The 19,398-nt window shown below is 65.3% G+C and carries 15 protein-coding genes; 5 read left to right on the forward strand and 10 right to left on the reverse strand.

Going from position 1 to position 19,398, the window contains the following annotated elements:
• Positions 1–13 precede the first annotated feature (13 nt).
• The 10 genes from ACZBJS_RS17210 to ACZBJS_RS17255 form a co-directional block, all read right to left on the reverse strand.
• On the reverse strand, positions 14–1,525 hold the full coding sequence (locus tag ACZBJS_RS17210) for an ABC transporter substrate-binding protein (protein ID WP_456815836.1): 1,512 nt from the start codon (positions 1,523–1,525) through the stop codon (positions 14–16).
• A 17-nt stretch (positions 1,526–1,542) separates the two neighbouring features.
• Positions 1,543–2,640: an ABC transporter ATP-binding protein gene (locus ACZBJS_RS17215; protein ID WP_141340830.1), complete on the reverse strand. Its 1,098-nt coding sequence runs from the start codon at positions 2,638–2,640 to the stop codon at positions 1,543–1,545.
• Entirely contained in the window at positions 2,637–3,626 is a 990-nt protein-coding gene (locus ACZBJS_RS17220) for an ABC transporter ATP-binding protein (RefSeq protein WP_141340831.1), read from the reverse strand. The genes ACZBJS_RS17215 and ACZBJS_RS17220 overlap by 4 nt, the downstream gene beginning before the upstream one ends.
• Positions 3,623–4,333, reverse strand: coding sequence for a DUF1028 domain-containing protein (locus ACZBJS_RS17225; protein WP_141340832.1), 711 nt, complete (start codon positions 4,331–4,333; stop codon positions 3,623–3,625). The genes ACZBJS_RS17220 and ACZBJS_RS17225 overlap by 4 nt, the downstream gene beginning before the upstream one ends.
• 15 nt (positions 4,334–4,348) lie before the next feature.
• The gene (locus ACZBJS_RS17230) at positions 4,349–6,154 is read right to left on the reverse strand and encodes a gamma-glutamyltransferase family protein (RefSeq protein WP_456816640.1); all 1,806 of its coding nucleotides are present in this window, start codon (positions 6,152–6,154) and stop codon (positions 4,349–4,351) included.
• Positions 6,155–6,265: 111 nt separating this feature from the next.
• Positions 6,266–7,258, reverse strand: coding sequence for an ABC transporter ATP-binding protein (locus ACZBJS_RS17235; protein WP_456815838.1), 993 nt, complete (start codon positions 7,256–7,258; stop codon positions 6,266–6,268).
• On the reverse strand, positions 7,255–8,238 hold the full coding sequence (locus ACZBJS_RS17240; RefSeq protein WP_141340834.1) for an ABC transporter ATP-binding protein: 984 nt from the start codon (positions 8,236–8,238) through the stop codon (positions 7,255–7,257). Before ACZBJS_RS17240 ends, ACZBJS_RS17235 begins: the two co-directional genes overlap by 4 nt.
• Complete coding sequence (locus tag ACZBJS_RS17245; protein WP_463438922.1) at positions 8,235–9,194, reverse strand: ABC transporter permease; 960 nt, start codon at positions 9,192–9,194, stop codon at positions 8,235–8,237. Before ACZBJS_RS17245 ends, ACZBJS_RS17240 begins: the two co-directional genes overlap by 4 nt.
• 11 nt (positions 9,195–9,205) lie before the next feature.
• On the reverse strand, positions 9,206–10,186 hold the full coding sequence (locus ACZBJS_RS17250) for an ABC transporter permease (RefSeq protein ID WP_028331828.1): 981 nt from the start codon (positions 10,184–10,186) through the stop codon (positions 9,206–9,208).
• A 103-nt stretch (positions 10,187–10,289) separates the two neighbouring features.
• Positions 10,290–11,888: an ABC transporter substrate-binding protein gene (locus tag ACZBJS_RS17255; protein WP_463438923.1), complete on the reverse strand. Its 1,599-nt coding sequence runs from the start codon at positions 11,886–11,888 to the stop codon at positions 10,290–10,292.
• A 372-nt stretch (positions 11,889–12,260) separates the two neighbouring features.
• On the opposite strand from ACZBJS_RS17255, the gene ACZBJS_RS17260 reads away from it, so the two are divergent.
• The 5 genes from ACZBJS_RS17260 (at position 12,261) to ACZBJS_RS17280 (ending at position 19,276) form a co-directional block, all read left to right on the forward strand.
• Positions 12,261–12,509, forward strand: a complete 249-nt coding sequence (locus tag ACZBJS_RS17260; RefSeq protein WP_141340837.1) for a DUF6489 family protein — start codon at positions 12,261–12,263, stop codon at positions 12,507–12,509.
• Positions 12,510–12,517: 8 nt separating this feature from the next.
• Positions 12,518–13,309 (forward strand): alpha/beta fold hydrolase, encoded by a 792-nt coding sequence (locus ACZBJS_RS17265; RefSeq protein ID WP_076827229.1) that lies wholly within the window; start codon positions 12,518–12,520, stop codon positions 13,307–13,309.
• A 59-nt stretch (positions 13,310–13,368) separates the two neighbouring features.
• Positions 13,369–14,919 (forward strand): WS/DGAT/MGAT family O-acyltransferase, encoded by a 1,551-nt coding sequence (locus tag ACZBJS_RS17270; protein ID WP_456814131.1) that lies wholly within the window; start codon positions 13,369–13,371, stop codon positions 14,917–14,919.
• A 12-nt stretch (positions 14,920–14,931) separates the two neighbouring features.
• The gene (locus ACZBJS_RS17275; RefSeq protein ID WP_463438924.1) at positions 14,932–15,927 is read left to right on the forward strand and encodes an alpha/beta fold hydrolase; all 996 of its coding nucleotides are present in this window, start codon (positions 14,932–14,934) and stop codon (positions 15,925–15,927) included.
• A 115-nt stretch (positions 15,928–16,042) separates the two neighbouring features.
• Entirely contained in the window at positions 16,043–19,276 is a 3,234-nt protein-coding gene (locus tag ACZBJS_RS17280) for a bifunctional cytochrome P450/NADPH--P450 reductase (protein WP_463438925.1), read from the forward strand.
• Positions 19,277–19,398: the final 122 nt, after the last annotated feature.

Raw genomic sequence — 19,398 nt, forward strand, 5'->3', positions numbered from 1 at the left:
TGCGCTGTGGCGATCATTTCAATTTCAGCCCGACCACGCGCACCAATCCGTCCGGCATCTGCCGGTAACCCGCGACTTTTGTGGAATGCGCGATCAGGAGTGTGCGGTGATAGAGATAGATGATCGGCTCGTCATTGAGCACGATCCTGGTCATCTTCTCGTAGATTGCCTTGCGCTGGGCGGGATCGTTGATCAGCCGTGCATCTTCCATCAGCTTGTCGGCTTCCGCGTTAGAATAGCCGCCATCGTTCTGCGGCGCCTTGGTGTGCAGGAAGACATAGGAATTGCCGTCGGGATCGATCCGGCCGCTCCAGTTGATCTGAAACACCTGAAATTCGCCGGCCTGGGCCTGCTTGAAAGTCGTCGCAAATTCGACCACGCGGATCTTGATGTCAAAGCCTGCTTCGGCCGCCATCGACTGCACGACCTGGGCTACGGCTTCGTTCTCGGCGCCTTTGGGGACCATGTAGTCGATGGCGACGGGCAGCGTGACACCGGCCTCCTTCAGCAGCGCCTTGGCCCTGGCAATGTCGCGGCCCCGAACCGGAAACGCTTTCTGATAGTAAGGGTGCGTCGGGCTGACCCACTGATTGCCCGGCGTGAACTCGCCGTTGAAGACGACCTGGTTGAGCGCCTCGCGGTCAATCGACAGATCGAGCGCCTGGCGCACCTTTTCCGACTGGCTGAGCGGCCCCTTGCTCTTGTCATTGCCGATGTTGATGGTGAGGCCGAGATAGCCGAGTTCAGGTGCGGTCGACAGCACGAGCCGCTTGTCACTTCGGACGTCCTTGATATCGGTGGCGAGCACGCGCTCGATCAGATCGAGCCCGCCGGATTTCAGATTGGCGAGCCGCACCGTGGCATCGACGATAGGAAGGAACACGATGCGATCGATGAAGACGTTGTCCTTGTTCCAGTAATCCCCGAATTTCTCGAACACCATGCGGTCCTGCTGCACGCGTTCGACGAACTTGTAGGGTCCGGCGCAGACTGGATGCAGCCCGAATTTGTCGCCCGCTTCCTTCACCGCCTTCGGCGAAACCATCATGCCGGCGCGGTCGGTCAACTGGGCGATCAGCGGCGAGTAGGGCGTCTTGAGCACCAGCTTGATGGTCAGGGGATCAACGACGTCGACGTGGTCGAGCGCAGCCAATTCCGGTTTGCGAAACGAGGTCGGCAGCGTCAGATGGCGCTCCAGCGAGAATTTGGCGGCTTCGGCGTCGAACGGCTCACCGTCGTGGAACTTGACGCCCGGCCGGAGCTTGATCGTCATCTCCTTGCCGTCGGCCGAGTTCTCGTAGGACAGCGCGAGCTGCGGAACGATGTTCAGCTTCTCGTCAATGTCAAACAGCTTGTCGCAGAAGGCTGAAAAGACGATGCGGCCGACATAGGTGCGTCCGATTGAAGGATCGAGGATGTCGGGGTCCTCGGCGAGCCCGATGCGAAGTGTCGTCTCGGCACGCGCGCTCGTTCCGCACCATGTCACGAGGGCCGCCATCAGGACCGCCAAGCGCCAAAATCTCATCGCCAACCCCTTATTCCCTACGCCTCTGTTCCCTGTGAAATAACCCCGGGCTGCGCCGAGGCTTCCGCCGCATTGAACGCCGCCACCAGCTTTTCCAGTGTCGGCGAGAACCCGCCATCGGAGGGCACGATCGCCTCCGCGTCGGGCAGCTCGCCCGTCCGGTGACAGGCCGATGCATAACCGGTGCCATCTTCGCGCAATTGCGGAACCTCGCTGCGGCAGCGCGCGATCACATAGGGACAGCGGGTATGGAAGCGGCAGCCGGAGGGCGGATTGAGCGCGCTCGGCAGTTCGCCCTCCAGCACGATGCGGCTGCGCTTCGCACGCGGCTTCGGCACCGGGATCGCCGACAGCAGCGCGCGGCTATAGGGATGGCGCGGCGCGGCGAACAGCGCTTGGGCATCCGCCGTCTCGACGATGGTGCCGAGATTCATCACCGCGACGCGGTCGGCGATGTGCTTCACCACGGCGAGATCGTGCGAGACGAAGATGTAGGCAAGCTTCAGGCGGTCCTGCAGGTCGCGGAGCAAGTTCAGGATCTGGGAGCGGATCGAGACGTCGAGCGCCGACACCGGCTCGTCGCAGATGATCAGCTTCGGCTCGACCGCGAGCGCGCGGGCAATCGCGATGCGCTGGCGCTGGCCGCCGGAGAATTCGTGCGGATAGCGCCGCGCAAAGCGCGGCTCGAGCCCGACCAGACGCAGCAGGTCCTCGACCCGCGCGCGGCGGTCCGCGGCCGGGACGAGATTGTGCAGCGCCAGTGGCTCGGTCAGGATCTGGCTCACCGTCATGCGCGGGTTGAGCGAGGCGTAGGGGTCCTGGAAGATCAGCTGCGCGTCGCGGCGGAAGGCGCGGAGCTGCTCGGCATTGAGCGTGCCGAGGTCGCGGCCCTCGAAGCGGATCCGTCCGGCATCCGGCTCGATCAGCCGCAGCACCAGCCGGCTGACGGTGGATTTGCCGCAGCCGGATTCGCCGACCAGCGCCAGCGTTTTGCCGGCCTCGACCGTGAAGCTGACGCCGTCGACCGCCTTCACATGGGCGGTCGGCCGGCCGAACAGCGAGCGTTCGGCGACGAAATGCTTCACCAGCCCTTCGACCTCGAGCAGCGCCGTCATGACACCAGCCGCTCCAGCGGCGCGCGGAGGCAGCGCGAGGCGTGGGTTGGGCTCAGCATCGCGAGCGGCGGCGGCGATTGGGTGCAGGCAAGTTCCACGAACGGGCAGCGCGCGGCGAAGCGGCAGCCGGCGGGCGGGTTCGCCATGTTCGGCACCATGCCCACGATGGTGGCGAGATGGCTGGTGCGGCGATCGAGCCGCGGGATCGAGCCGAGCAGGCCGACCGTATAGGGATGCTGCGGATTGGCGAACAGCTCGTCGACCGGCGCGCGCTCGACGATTTCGCCCGCATACATCACCGCGACCTCGTCGCAGACTTCGGCGACGACGCCGAGATCGTGGGTGATCAGGATGATCGCGGCGCCGCTCGCAGCCTTCAGCTCCCGCATCAGATCGAGGATCTGCGCCTGCAAGGTGACGTCGAGCGCGGTGGTCGGCTCGTCGGCGATCAGAAGCTGCGGATCGCAGGCCAGCGCCATCGCGATCATCACGCGCTGGCGCATGCCGCCGGACAGCTTGTGCGGAAACTCGTCGATGCGTTTCTCGGGCGAGGGAATATGCACGCGGCGCAGCAGCTCGATGGTGCGTTCGCGCGCCGCGCGGCGGGAGCCGCCGCGATGGCGCAGAATCGTCTCCGTAATCTGGTCGCCGATGGTAAAGCTCGGATTGAGCGAGGTCATCGGCTCCTGGAAGATCATCGCGAGGCGATCGCCGCGCAGGTCGCGCAACGTCTCGTCCGGCACCTCGAGCAGGTCGAAGCCGTCGAAGCGGATCGCGCCGGACACCGCGGCGGATTGCTTCGGCAACAGCCCCATGATCGCGAGCGAGGTCACGCTCTTGCCGCAGCCGGACTCGCCGACCAGGCCGAGCGTGGCGCCCCTGGCGACGGAGAGATCGACGCTGTCGACGGCATGCGTGGTGCGGCCGTCATCGCCCTGGAAGGTGACGCGCAGGCCTTCGATCTCGATCAGCGGGCCTGCTGTCATTTACGGCTCGTGGTTGCCGCCGCGATGCCGGCGTCGATGGTGGCGCGATCGCTGGTTCCGGCCGGGTTGTCGCGGGTCGGCATGAAGCTCCGGAATGGCACCCAGTGCTCTCGGCTGACGGCCTCCAGCCGCTCAAGCTCGCGCAGGGGATCGGCGTGGTCGTCGACGCGCAGGTCGAGCAATGGCCATTCCTCCGCGCCGTGGATCAGAAGAGCCGCCGATTGCTTGCCGCGCTTGTCCCCGCCGGCCGCTTCGCCGGCGAACATCGCCTTGATCAGCCGCTCCGCGAACGGCAGCTTCTCGTTCTCGACATAAACGCGCGCGGTCTCGTCGAGCACCGCGGGGCCGGCCAGCATGTTGCCGGCGATCGAAAACCCGTCGCCGGCGATATGGCCGAACCAGTCGATGCAGTCCTTGCCGGAATGCGCCGCGATGCGGCCCCTGACGTCCATGACATGGAGCTGCCGGCTTTCGCGGCCGCTGTCGGGCGCAATCAGCGCCGCGATCACCTCATGCGGGCTGTCGCCGCTGCGTAACAGCGCGAGGCCGTCGATGCCGTAATAAGGATTGACCAGCGCCTGCGTCGCCACCGCGCCGATTGCGGGTGCGATGTGCGGCACCAGCGCGCCGACCGCGAAGAACCGCGTCGCGACGGCGATGCCGAGCTGGCCAGTGGCGCTGTCACGGGCGATGATCGACCAGGTCATCTCAAACCTTCGTGTCTAGCGGCCTGCGGCGTAACCCTGCATACCGCGCGGATTGGCGGCGGCGCGGCGGCGGGCACCGACCTTCGAGGCCGCGGTGAGGCGGCCTTCCGACCAATCGGGACCAATCTCGACCACATGGCCGCGGCGTTTCAATTCGTCGATGGTCGATTTCGGCACGCGGTTTTCCAGCACCAGGACGCCGGGCCGCGAGGTGCGCGGCCAGAACGAGATCGGGAAATGCTCGGAGTGCCAGGCCGGCGCGTCGATCGCCTCCTGCAGATTGAGCCTGGCGTGGACATGGCGCAGGAAGAACTGCGTGATCCACTGGTCCTGCTGATCGCCGCCCGGCGAGCCCCAGGAGAGATACGGTTCGCCGTCGCGCAGCGCCATGGTCGGCGAGAGTGTGGTGCGCGGCCGCTTGCCCGGCGCGAGCGAAGCAGGGTGGTTCTCCTCGAGCCAGAACATCTGGGCGCGGCTGCCGAGGCAGAAGCCGATCTCGGGAATCACCGGCGAGGACTGCAGCCAGCCGCCGGACGGCGTCGCCGAGATCATGTTGCCGGCCGTGTCGATGATGTCGAAATGCACGGTATCGCCGCGCACTTCGCCGAACCGGCCGACGGTCGGCTCGCCCGCGCCCATGGCGCCGACCGCTTCGCGATGCCCTTCTGCGTGTCGCAACTTCACGACGCCGCCGAAGCCCTCGACCGAGCCGGGGCGGAAGTCGAGCGACGCCTTGTCTTTTGAGATCAGCTTGCGCCGTTCGTTGTTATAGGCATCGGACAGCAGCGTCTCGATCGGGATCTCGGTGAATTTCGGATCGCCGTAGAACGTCTCGCGATCGGCATAGGCGAGCTTGGCGGCTTCGATCTGCAGATGGATGAAGTCGGGGCCTGCGGGATCGAGCCCGTCGAGCTCGAAACCCTTCAGCAGCGCGAGCTGCTGCAGCATCACCGGACCCTGGCTCCAGACCCCGGCCTTCTGCACGGTGTAGCGGCCGTAGTCGTAGGTGAGGGGCGCCTCGATGGTTGGCTGCCAGCGCGCCATGTCGTCGGCCGACAGCACGCCGCGATGCGGCGAGCCGGAGACGTCCATCACCTCCTGGGTGCGGCAGAACTTGTCGATCGCCTCGGCGACGAAGCCCTTCGACCAGGCCTGCCGCGCGCGCTCGATCTGCGCCACGCGGTCGTGGCCTGCGCTCTCCGCCTCGGTCAGGATGCGTGTGTAAGTTTCCGCGAGCTTCCTGTTGGTGAAGATGGTGCCGGGCTTCGGCACCTCGCCACCAGGCAAATAGACGTCGGCCGATGTGGTCCAGTATTTCCGGAACAGTTGTTCGACGGTCTTGATGGTGGCCGATGCACGCTCGACCAGCGGGTAGCCGTCGCGCGCGTAGGCGATAGCGGGCTCCAGCACGTCGCGCAGCTTCATGGTGCCGTAGTCGCGCAGCAGCAGCATCCAGGATTCGAATGTGCCGGGCACGCAGGCCGCAAGCAGGCCGGTGCCGGGCACCATCTCGAGACCCTCGCTGCGATAATGCGCGATGGTTGCCTTCGCCGGCGCCGGGCCCTGGCCGCAGATCACCTCGCTCTTGCCGCGCTTGACGTCGTGCACGATGATCGGCACGTCGCCGCCGGGTCCGTTCAGGTGCGGCTCGACCACCTGTAGCGTGAAGGCGGTGGCTACTCCGGCGTCAAAGGCGTTGCCGCCTTTCTCCAGCGTTGCCATGCCGACCGCGGTGGCGATCCAGTGCGTCGAGGTGACGACGCCGAAGGTGCCTTCGATCTCGGGCCGGGTTGTGAACGGATCGGGGTTGATGTTGCTCATGGCGATTGACCGTTCGTCGTTTGTTGTTGGGCCTCTTTGGCGGCCGCACTTGATCACAGGCCGGCTGGTATGCCAACCGCTTGGTGCACATGGCCGCTCCCATCCTCGTGATCATGCCGGAACGACGGCGGGACTGTTGACGGCATGGCAGGCGACGCCGTCGATCAGTTCCGGCGTCTTCTGGCGGCAGAGATCGAAGGCGAGGGGACAGCGTGGGTTGAACGAGCAGCCCGGCGGCGGATCGATCGGGTTGGGAATTTCGCCCTTCACCGGAATACGCTGCCGGCCGGACATCGCAAGATCCGGAACCGCGCCGAGCAGCATCTTCGTGTAGGGCATCCGCGGGTTCTCGAACAATTCTCGCCCTTCGGCGATCTCGACGATGCGGCCGAGATACATCACGCCGATCCGGCTCGCCATGTGGCGGACGACCGCGAGATTGTGGCTGATGAAGAGATAGGTGAGGCCGAACTTGTCCTGCAGGTCGCGCATCAAGTTGAGGATCTGCGCCTGCACGGAGACGTCGAGCGCCGAGGTCGGCTCATCGCAGACGATGAACTCGGCCTCGGATGCCAGCGCGCGGGCGATCGCGATGCGCTGGCGCTGGCCGCCGGAAAATTCGTGCGGGAATTTTTGGCCGTCGTCGGGGTGCAGGCCGACCAGCGAGAGCAATTCGTCGACCCGGGCCTTGATGTCGCGCTCGCCCTGGATCAGGTCGAAGGCGCGGATCGGCTCGGCGACGATGGCGGCGACCCGGTAGCGCGGATTGAGGCTCGCATAGGGATCCTGGAAAACCATCTGGATGCGCCGGCGCAGCCGGCGGCGCGCCTGGCCCTGCCGCGGATCGGTCATCGAGACCCCGTCGATGACGACCTCGCCCGAACTCGGCGGCAGCAGGCCGACCACCATGCGCGCGACCGTGGTCTTGCCGGAACCGGATTCGCCGACCAGCGCGAAGGTCTCGCCGCGCTTGATGTCGAAAGAGACGCCATCGACGGCTTTCAGGAATTCGAGATGGCCGCCCTCGATCACGCGGTTGAGCCACGGCTTGGAGACGTCGAAGACGCGGCGCAGGTTCCTGACCTCGATCAATGTCCCGCTCATGCCGCCGTCTCCTTCGCCGGCTCGAACAGATGACAGGCAACGAACTGCGTGCCCTGCCGGATCGGCTCGGGGCGTTCGACGTGGCAGCGATCGAAGGCAAACGCGCAGCGCGGATTGAACGGGCAGCCCGGCGGAATCGCCGACAGCCGCGGCATCGAGCCGGGGATTTGCACCAGGCGCTTGTCCTCGCCGGCAAGCGTCGGGATCGCGCCCATCAGGCCCCTGGCGTAGGGATGCAGCGGATTGCGCACCACCTCCTGCACCGGGCCGATCTCGGCGATGCGGCCGGAATACATCACCGCAACGCGGTCGCAGGTCTCGGCGATCACGCCCATGTCGTGGGTCACCAGCATCACCGCGGTGCCGTGGTCGCGGCCGAGGCGCTTGATCAGCGCGATGATCTGCGCCTGCACGGAGACGTCGAGCGCGGTGGTCGGCTCGTCGGCGATGATCAGTTCGGGCTCGGCGCAGATCGCAAGCGCGATGACGACGCGCTGGCGCATGCCGCCGGAGAATTCGTGCGGGTAGCCGTCGATGCGCTTCTCCGGCGCTGGAATGCCCACTTCGGCCAACAGATCGATGGCGCGCCTGCGCGCGGCGCTCTCGCTCAGATTGCTGTGGGTGCGAATGGTCTCGATGATCTGGTCGCCGATCCGGTAGAGCGGATTGAGGCTGGTCAGCGGATCCTGGAAGATCATGCCGATCCGCCTGCCCCTGATGCGGCGGATCTCCTCCGGCGGCAGATGGTCGATCCGCGTGCCCGAGAGCTCGATCTCGCCGCCAGAAATCCGCCCGGGCGGATCGATCAGCCCGATCACGGCAAGGCCGGTGACCGATTTGCCGGCGCCGGACTCGCCGACCACGCCGAGCACCTCGCCCTTGGCGATGTCGAATGACACGCCGTTGATGGCGCGCAAGGTCGCACGGCGGGTGACGAATTCCACCTCGAGATTGCGCACGGAAAGAACAGGCTTGGTCATCGGAGCTTCGGATTGAGGGCGTCGCGCAGCCAGTCGCCGAGCAGGTTGATGGAGAGGATCAGGCCGGCCAGCGCAATGCCGGGGAAGGCGACGATCCACCATTCGCCGGCGAACAGATAGTTGTTGCCGATCCGGATCAGGGTGCCGAGCGAGGGCATGGTGTCGGGCATGCCGGCGCCAAGGAACGACAGCGTCGCCTCGGTGATGATCGCGAGCGCGAGGTTGATGGTGGCGATGACGAGGATCGGGCCCATCGTGTTGGGCAGCACGTGCCGCAGCATGATCTTCGGCGCCGGCAGGCCGATCAGCTGCGCCGCGGCCACGTAATCCTTGTTCTTCTCGACCATCACCGAACCGCGCACGGTGCGGGCATATTGCACCCAGAAACTGAGGCCGATCGCGATGATCAGGACGCCGAGCGTGCTCATCTCGTCGAGCCGGTTGCCGAGCACCGATTTGGCGACGCCATTGACCAGCAGCGCGATCAGGATCGCGGGGAAGGTGAGCTGCACGTCGGCGATCCGCATGATCACGGTGTCCACCACGCCGCCGAAATAACCTGCGATCAGCCCGAGGGCGATGCCGAGCGCGCCGGCAAAGACCACGCCGGCCAGGCCGACCGCAAGCGAGATGCGCAGGCCGTAGAGGATCGCCGAGAGCACGTCACGGCCCTGCTCGTCGGTGCCGAGCAGGAACGGGCTTTGGCCATCGGCGGTCCACAGCGGCGCGATCCGCGAGTTGATCAGCTGCAGCTGTGCCGGGTCGAACGGGTTCTGCACCGCGAGCCACGACGCGAGGATTGCGAGCAGAAAGAACAGCAGCGTGATCACGGCGGCGACCATCGTCAGCCTGGAGCGGCGGAACGAATAGAAGATGTCGCTGTCGAGCCCGCGCCTGAACCAGCCGGCAGGGGCCTGGTGGTCTTGGGAGCGATGGGGCACGACGGCATCGGACATCGGTCAGCCCCTCACGCCGCGCGGCCGACGGTCGAGCGCAAGCGCGGATCGACCACGGTGTAGAGGATGTCGACCACGAGATTGATGGTGACGAAGATCAGCGAGACCATCAACAGATACGCGGCCATGATCGGGATATCGACATTTTGCACGGCCTGCACGAACAGAAGTCCCATGCCCGGCCATTGGAACACGGTTTCGGTGATGATCGAGAAAGCAATAACCGAGCCAAACTGCAGGCCGGCCACCGTGATCACGGGAACCAGGGTGTTCTTCAGCGCATGGCCGAAATGGATTGCGCGCGTGGTCAGCCCGCGGGCGCGGGCGAAACGGATATAGTCGGTCCGCAGCACTTCCAGCATTTCGGCACGCACCAGCCGCATGATCAGGGTCATCTGGAACAGCCCGAGCGTGATCGCCGGCATGATCAGCGCCTTCAGGCCCGAGACGGTCAGCAGTCCGGTGGTCCACCACCCGAGCTTCACCACCTCGCCGCGGCCGAAGGAGGGCAGCCAGCCCAGCGTCACCGCGAACAGATAGATCAGGAGGATGCCGATCAGGAAGGTCGGCAGCGAAATGCCGATCAGCGATACCGCCTGGAATAATTTGGCAAGCACGGTGTCGCGGCGCAGCGCCGAATAGACCCCCATCAGGATGCCGGCCACCATCGCGAACAGCGTGGCGCAGATCGAAAGCTCCAGCGTCGCCGGCAGCCGCTCCGCCAGCAGCGAGGAGACCGGCAGGCGGAACTGGTAGGACACGCCGAACTTGAACTGCAGCGCATTGATGAAGTAGCGGCCGAACTGCACCAGCACGGGATCGTCAAGGCCGAGCGAGTGCCGGATCTCAGCGCGCTGCGCGGCCGAGGTGTCGATCGAGACGATCTGGTTCACCGGGTCGCCGGCGAAACGGAACATCGCGAACGCGATCACGCCCACGGCGAGCATCACGCCGATCGCCTGCAGGAAGCGGCGAAGAGTGAAAGCCAGCATCTCTACCTTTCACTGCCTTTGACATTCGGCGCGCGGCTTTGCGCGGCCGGAAAACGCGAGGTCCCGGAAGCCTGCGCTTTCGGGACCCAATTCGCCAAAGCCACTATTCACCCTGCTTGGTCGCCCAGTAGAGCAGCACCTGGTTGTCCGCGCGCTGGGTCAATTTGACCTTTTTCGACACGCCCCACACCAGCGGTTGCTGATGCAGCGGAATGTAGCCGTAATCCTTGATGACGATGTCGTAGGCCTGCTGGATCAACTGGTCGCGCTTGGCAGTGTCGCCCTCGACCAGGACCTTGTCGCTGAGCGCGTCGACTTCCTTGTTGCAATAGCCGCCGAGATTGGCCTCGCCCCTTGTGGCATCCTTCGGATCGTCGCGGCAGCCGAGGATGTCGTGCAGCACGTTGTGCGAGTCGGAGGTCGCGGGCGTCCAGCCCAGCATGAAGAACGAGGTCTGGTAGCCGCCGGGCTTCAGCACCTTGGCGAAATACTGCGCTTTCGGCTGCGCCAGCAGGTTCACCTTGACGCCGATGCGGGCCAGCATGCCGACCACCGCCTGGCAGATCGCGGCGTCGTTGACATAGCGGTCGTTCGGGCAGTCCATCGTGACTTCGAAGCCGTTCGGATAGCCGGCGTCGGCCAGCAGCTTCTTGGCACCATCAGGATCGAGCTTCGGCCGGGTGAATTCCTTCGACAGCGGATAGAGCTCGGGGGCGATCATCAACGTCGAAGGGGTCGACATGCCGCGCATGACGCGGGTCTTGATCAGATCGACGTCGATCGTCTTGTAGAAGGCTTCGCGGACGCGGATGTCCTTGAACGGATTCTTGCCCTTGACGTTGGAATACAGCAGCTCGTCGCGCGCCGTATCCATGCCGATGAAGATGGTGCGAATCTCCGGCGCGGTCATGACGGTGGCGACGCCGCTGGAATTGACGCGCTGGATGTCCTGCAGCGGAACCGGTTCGATCACGTCGACTTCGCCCGAGAGCAGCGCGGCAACGCGGGTGGCGTCGGAGCCGATCGGGGTGAAGATGATCTCCTTGAGATTATGCTCGGGCTTGCGCCAATAGCCGGCAAACGCCTTGAACACGGTCTTCACGCCGGGCTGGTGGCTCTCGATCGTGAAGGGGCCGGTGCCGTTCTCGTGCAGCGCCGCGTAGCTCGGCGTGGTCGCGGAGGCCGGCGTCGGTGCAACCGAGTTGTTCTCCTCGCTCCACTTCTTGTCCATGATGTACCAGCTATCCCACTGCGAGATCAGGATGGGATTGGGCGAGTCGAGCGTTACGTCGACGGTGTAGTCGTCGACCTTACTGAACTTGGCGTCGGCCGGGACGTTGCTGAGGAAGTTGGAGCCCTTGGCGCGGACGCGCTCGGCCGAGAACAGCACGTCGTCGGCGGTGAAGGGATCGCCATTGTGGAATTTCACGCCCTTGCGCAGATGGAAGCGCCATTTGGTCGGGCTCAGCGTCTCCCAGCTTTCCGCCAGGGCCGGAATGATCTTGAGGTCCTTGTCGCGCGCGGTGAGGCCTTCGTAGACGTGGGCGTGGTGCGCGATCGTCGTGGTTTCCTTCAGCGTGTAGGGATCCAGCGACTTCAACTCGCCCTGGTTCGCATACTTCAACGTTTGGGCCGATGCCGGCAAAGCAAAGGCGACGAGTGCGGCGACAGTGGCCGCAAACAAACTCCAACGTCCCGACATGTAATCCCGCGTCCCCGTTTTTGTCCGCCGGCTGCTTTGTCCGGCTGGTATTATTGATCCATGTTGCCAGAGTTTACCGGCCGCGCAAGCGCGATCTGCCAAAGGGTTAACCCATCCGCGCGGGTGCAGCGCAATGAACCGGCTTGGAGAGTAGGCTGTTGGCGCGAACGCGTGACATTCGACTTTCGGAGTGCCGCTTGTCGGTCACGGGAATGATCACCGGCGCGCCTCGAGCAACCGCTCCAAACGGTTTGGTTGACCATAACGGATGATTGAGGCCGACTGCCCCCCGGGGCAGGTACGGCTCGCTTGCGCAACTCGCCCCGTCCCGGCGATACTGTGGCGGGCCAAGGCGCATTTGAGGAGGCGGATATGAAAGTCAACGTCGAGATAGATTGTACGCCCCTCGAAGCGCGGCAATTCTTCGGCCTGCCCGATGTGGGGCCGATGCAGGCGGCGGTGATGGACAAGCTGCAGCAGCAGATGACGTCGAACATCGACAAGATCTCACCGGAATCGCTCATGCAGAGCTGGTTCACCTTCGATCCCAAGCTCGCCGAACGCTTCCAGGACATGTTCGTGGCGATGGCCGGCTTCGGCGGCACGAGCAAGAAGAAATAGTGACCGACATGGACAGGAGCGTTGATGGGACCGAACGCCGGTTGCGCCCGCCGAGCCTGTTCCTGATGCTGGCGGAGGCGCGCGGCGTGCTCGAACTCAATTCGAGCCTGCTGCTGTCGCCCCTCCTGATGCAGGCGCCGAAGGGCGATGGTCATCCGGTGCTGGCGCTGCCGGGCTTCCTTGCCAGCGACCTTTCGATGGCGCCGATGCGGCGCTATCTCAAGGAGCTCGGCTACGATGCCTATGCCTGGAACATGGGCCGCAATTTCGGCGGGATTTCCAGCAGGCGGGCTGCGCTGCGCGACCTGCTGAAGCGGGTCCATGAGGCGACCGGGCGCAAGGTCTCGATCATCGGCTGGAGCCTCGGCGGCGTCTATGCGCGCGACCTGGCGTCGCAGATGCCGGAGCTGGTGCGCTCCATCATGACGCTGGGCAGCCCGTTCGCCGACGACATCCGCGCCACCAATGCGACGCGGCTCTATGAGCTCTTGTCCGGCGAAGCTGTGGACGACATCCCTGAGATCCGCGCCGCGATCGCCGGCGACATGCCGGTGCCGACGACCTCGATCTATTCCCGCACCGATGGCATCGTGAACTGGCGGACCTCGCGCGTGCGGCCGTCGGCCACCGCCGAGAACATCGAGGTGCATTTCGCCAGCCATATCGGCCTCGGCGTCAATCCTGCGGCGCTGTGGGCGATTGCGGACCGGCTGGCCCAGCCGGAAGGGGAGTTCCGGCATTTTGACCGCTCGGGCCCCTTTGCCATTGCCTACGGGCCGGCAGAACAGGCACTATCCTGACCAAACGACGAGAAGCGCCGCCCAAGGCGCCCGCGTAAGTAGGCTCTCGGGAGGAGACCATGAGCGACGCCAAGAAGCTGTCCTCGCTGGACGCATCGTTTCTCTATCTGGAAACGCCGGAAATGCCGATGCATGTCGGCAGCATGGCGATCTTCCGCCTGCCCGACGGCTACAAGGGCGACTTCTTCGAGGAGTTCAAGGCGATGATCGCCTCGCGGCTGCACATCGCGCCGATCCTCAAGGCACGCCTGCAGAAGGCGCCGCTCGACATCGATCACCCGTCCTGGGTCGAGGACGATCAGTTCGACATCGACCGGCACATCTTCCGCGCCAGCCTGCCGGCGCCGCGCGATCGCGCGACACTGGAGCGCATCGTCGGCTGGATGCACGCCAAGCTGTTGAACCGCGCCCGCCCGCTCTGGGAGTTCTACGTCTTCGAGGGCATGAAGGACAACGAGATCGGGCTCTATTCCAAGATGCACCATGCCTGCATCGACGGCGGCGCCGGCGCGGCGCTGACCAGCATGATCTACGACCTGACGCCGGTGCCGCGCGAGATCGAGCCGCCGAGCGCGAAGAAAGTCGCGCAGGAGCCGCGCGACATCGCGGCCAATCTGATCGACGCCTATCAGCAACTCTGGACCCAGCCGTTCGAGGCGGCCGCCGCCGCGCAGAAGAGCCTGGAGCTGCCGCGTTCCGGCAAGAGCGATCTCGGCTCGATCCTGTTCGACAACGCCATGTTCCAGATCGAGAGCGCGGTGAAGTTCGCCGGCTCCATGCCGACGGTCATGAAGAGCCTGTCCGACGTCGTCGCCAAGGTCGCCGATCCGAGGTCGCGCGAAAGCCTGCAGGCGATGTCCTCGCCGCCGACCATCCTCAACAAGGCGATCTCGTCCGAGCGCAGCTTTGCCGGCACCTCGATCTCGCTGTCGCGTGCCAAGGCACTGGCGAAGGCGTCCGGCGGCAAGCTCAACGACGTCGTGCTGGCGCTCGCCTCCGGCGTGGTGCGGCGCTATCTGATCAGCCAGGGCGCGCTGCCGAACAAGTCGCTGACGGCAGGCGTTCCGATCTCGCTGCGCGAGGAGGGCAACGCCGAATCCAACAACCAGGTGTTCGGCATGATCTGCTCGATCGCGACCGACATCGAAAACCCAAGGAAGCGGCTCGAAACCATCATCGCGCAGTCGACCAAGTCCAAGGAGATGTCGCATCCGCTGCGCGCCCTGGTGCCGCAGGTCACCAACATCTCGTTGCTGGGCGCGCCGATCCTGGTGCAGATCATGGCGCTGCTCTACAGCCGCTCCGACCTCTCCAACGTGCTGCCGCCGGCCACCAACATCACGGTCTCGAATGTGCCGGGGCCGCGGCAGACGCTGTATGCGGCCGGTGCCGAGCTGCTGCACATCTTCCCGGTTTCGATCTCGACCCACGGCGTGGCGCTCAACATCACCGTGCAGAGCTACCGCGATCAGCTCGATTTCGGCTTCATCGTGGGCGCCAACATCATTCCCCACGTGCAGGTGATGTGCGACATGCTGCCGCTCGAGTTCGATGTCCTCGAGGCGGCGTTCGCTCCCCCGCCCGCGGACATCAAGGGCGCAGCCGAATAAGGATCCCTGTCGATGATTGAGATGCCACCGCTGCAGTTCGCCGAGACGAACGGCATCCGCATGGGGTTTTATGAAGCAGGCCCCAAGACCGACACGCCGCCGGTGGTGCTGTGCCACGGCTGGCCTGAACTGGCGTTCTCCTGGCGCCACCAGGTCAAGGCGCTGGGCGAGGCCGGCATCCGGGTGATTGCGCCGGATCAGCGAGGCTATGGCGCGACCGACCGGCCGGAGCCGGTCGAGGCCTACGACATGGAGCACCTGACCGGCGACCTCGTCGGCCTGCTCGACCATCTCAAGATCGACAAGGCGATCTTCGTCGGTCACGACTGGGGCGGCTTTGTCGTCTGGCAGATGCCGCTCAGGCATCCTGCGCGGGTCGCCGGCGTCGTCGGCGTCAACACGCCGCATTGGGACCGCGCGCCGATGGACCCGATCGCGCTGTTCCGCCAGCGCTTCGGCGATCACATGTACATCGTCCAGTTCCAGGATCCGGCGCGCGAGCCCGACCGCATCTTCGGCAGCCGCGTCGAGCAGACCTTCGACGCCTTCATGCGCAAGCCGGTGCCGCGTCCGGCGGACGCGCCGCCCGAACAGCCGATCGCCGGCGTCGGCGCCTCGGCGCGGCTCAACCTGGCGTTTCCGCAGATGATCGCGAACTACGACGCCAAGCATGACCCGCGCACGCCGGTCCTGTCCGCGGACGAAAAAAAGGTGTTCGTCGACACCTTCATCAAGACCGGCTTCACCGGCGGCATCAACTGGTATCGCAATTTCACCCGCAACTGGGAGCGCTCGGCCGGCCTGGACCATCACGTCCGGGTGCCGTCGCTGATGATCATGGCCGAGAACGACGCGGTGCTGCCGCCCTCGGCCGCCGACGGCATGGAGCGGCTGGTGCCGGACCTCGAGAAGTACCTGGTCAAGGACAGCGGCCATTGGACGCAGCAGGAAAAGCCTGACGAAGTCAGCGCGAAGCTGATCGAATGGCGCAGAAAGCGGTTTGGCTGACGACGGCGTCGTCATTCCGGGGCGATGCGCAGCATCGAACCCGGAATCTCGAGATTCCGGGTCTGGTCCTTCGGACCATCCCGGAATGACTGAGGTTAGAGGGGGCACTTCGAAAATGGCGTCCGGCAACAGACTGAGTCCGATTCCGCATCCGCCGACGAAGCCGGTGGTCGGCAATATGCTGTCGCTGGACTCGACCGCGCCGGTGCAGCATCTCGTCAAGCTCTCCAAGGAGTTCGGACCGATCTTCTGGCTCGACATGATGGGCGCGCCGCTCGTGATCGTGTCCGGCCACGATCTCGTCGACGAGCTCTCCGACGAGAAGCGCTTCGACAAGGCGGTGCGCGGCTCGCTGCGCCGGGTGCGTGCGGTCGGCGGCGACGGCCTGTTCACCGCCGACACTAAGGAGCCGAACTGGAGCAAGGCGCACAACATCCTGATGCAGCCGTTCGGCAACCGCGCCATGCAGTCGTACCACCCGAGCATGGTCGACATCGCCGAGCAGCTGGTCAAGAAATGGGAGCGCCTCAACGCCGACGAGGAGATCGAGGTCGTCCACGACATGACGGCGCTCACCCTCGACACCATCGGCCTCTGCGGCTTCGACTACCGCTTCAATTCATTCTACCGCCGCGACTACCACCCGTTCGTGGAATCGCTGGTGCGCTCGCTCGAAACCATCATGATGACCCGCGGCCTGCCGCTCGAGGGTCTGTGGATGCAGAAGCGGCGCAGGACGCTCGCCGACGACGTCGCCTTCATGAACAAGATGGTCGACGAGATCATCGCCGAGCGGCGCGGCAGCACCGCCGCGACCGACGACAAGAAGGACATGCTGGCGGCGATGATGACCGGCGTCGACCGCGCCACCGGCGAGCAGCTCGACGACGTCAACATCCGCTACCAGATCAACACCTTCCTGATCGCCGGCCACGAGACCACCAGCGGCCTGTTGTCGTGCACGATCTACGCGCTGCTGAAGCACCCGGAGGTGCTGAAGAAGGCCTATGAGGAGGTCGATCGCGTCCTCGGTCCCGACGTCAATGCGCGGCCGACCTATCAGCAGGTGACCCAACTCACCTACATCACGCAATGCCTGAAGGAGGCGCTGCGGCTGTGGCCGCCGGCGCCGGCCTACGGCATCGCGCCGCTCAACGATGAGATGATCGGCGGCAAGTACAAGCTGAAGAAGAACACCTTCATCACCATCCTGGTGATGGCGCTGCATCGCGATCCCAGCGTCTGGGGCCTGAACCCCGACGTGTTCGATCCCGAGAATTTCAGCCGTGAGGCGGAGGCCAAGCGCCCGATCAATGCCTGGAAGCCGTTCGGCAACGGCCAGCGCGCCTGCATCGGCCGCGGCTTTGCCATGCACGAGGCGGCGCTGGCGATGGGGATGATCCTGCAACGCTTCAAGCTGATCGACGTGCATCGCTACCAGATGCATCTGAAGGAGACGCTGACCGTCAAGCCGGATGGCTTCAGGATCAAGGTGCGGCCGCGCGACGACAAGGACCGCGGCGCGTTCGCCGGCAGCACGGGCGCGGTTGCGGCCGCGCCGAAGGCTCCGCGCGCGCCGACCACGCGTCCCGGCCACAACACGCCGATGCTGGTGCTCTACGGCTCCAATCTCGGCTCCGCCGAGGAACTGGCGACCCGCATGGCCGATCTGTCGGAGATCAACGGCTTCGCGACGCGGCTGGGTCCGCTGGACGATTATGTGGGCAAGCTGCCGGAGGAGGGCGGCGTGCTGATCATCTGCGCCTCCTATAATGGCGCGGCGCCCGACAACGCGACGCAGTTCGTCAAATGGCTCGACAGCGACCTGCCGAAGGATGCCTTCGCCAAGGTCCGCTACGCGGTGTTCGGCTGCGGCAACAGCGATTGGGCGGCGACCTACCAGTCGGTGCCGCGCTTCATCGACGAGCAGCTCACCAAACATGGCGCGCGCGCGGTCTATCCGCGCGGCGAGGGCGATGCGCGCAGCGATCTCGACGGCCAGTTCCAGAAATGGTTCCCGGAGGCGGCGAAGGTCGCGACCAAGGAATTCGGCATCGACTGGAATTTCACCCGCACCGCCGAGGACGAGCCGCTCTATGCGATCGAGCCGGTGGCGCAGGGTGCGGTCAACACCATCGTGACGCAAGGCGGCGCGGTGCCGATGAAGGTGCTCGCCAACAGCGAGCTGCAGACCAAGGCAGGCGCTCATCCGTCGGAGCGTTCGACCCGGCATATCGAGGTCGAGCTGCCGTCCAGTCTGAAATACCGCGTCGGCGATCATCTCAGCGTGGTGCCGCGCAACGATCCTACATTGGTCGATTCCGTTGCGCGCCGCTTCGGCTTCCTGCCGGCCGACCAGATCCGTCTGCAGGTCTCGGAAGGCCGCCGCGCGCAACTGCCGATCGGCAACGCCGTGTCGGTCGGACGGCTGCTCACCGAGTTCGTCGAGCTGCAGCAGGTCGCGACCCGCAAGCAGATCCAGATCATGGCCGAGCACACTCGCTGCCCGGTGACCAAGCCGAAGCTGATGGCCTATGTCGGGGACGACGATGCCTCGGCCGCGCGCTATCGCGCCGACGTCTTGGCGAAGCGCAAATCGGTATTTGACCTGCTCGAGGAATATCCGGCCTGCGAGCTGCCGTTCCACCTCTATCTCGAAATGCTGTCGCTGCTGGCGCCGCGCTATTATTCGATCTCGTCGTCTCCGGCCGGCGAGGCGCAGCGCTGCAGCGTCACCGTGGGCGTGGTGGAGGCGCCGGCAAGTTCCGGCCGCGGCATCTACAAGGGCGTCTGCTCGAACTACCTGGCGCGCCGCCGCGCCGGCGACACCGTCCACGCCACCATCAAGGAGACCAAGGCCGGCTTCCGCCTGCCGGACGACAACGCCGTGCCGATCATCATGATCGGGCCGGGCACCGGGCTCGCACCGTTCCGTGGCTTCCTGCAGGAGCGCGCCGCGCGCAAGGCGCAGGGCGCGACGCTGGGCCCGGCGATGCTGTTCTTCGGCTGCCGGCACCCCGAGCAGGACTTCATCTATGCGGATGAGCTGAAGGCGTTCGCAGCCGACGGCGTCAGTGAACTCCACACCGCCTTCTCGCGTGCCGATGGCCCGAAGACCTATGTGCAGCACCTCGTTGCCGCGCAGAAGGACCGGGTTTGGGAGCTGATCCAGAAGGGCGCGATCGTCTATGTCTGCGGCGACGGCGGCAGGATGGAGCCCGACGTCAAGGCGACCCTGATGTCGATCTATCGCGAGCGCACCGGTGTCGACACTGACGCCGCCGCGCGCTGGATCGAGGAAATGGGCACCAGGAACCGCTACGTGCTCGACGTCTGGGCAGGTGGGTAGGCTCACGCCTTCGTAGATGGGGTAACGGGCCGGCCGCCCGCTCGCTACGGCGCAATTTGGAAGCGCGCTCGCGAGCGGCCTGTTGGTTGGAAGGCGGTCGTCCCTCAAACTGATGGTGTTCA

The organism is Bradyrhizobium sp. KZN70725, from assembly GCF_055264925.1.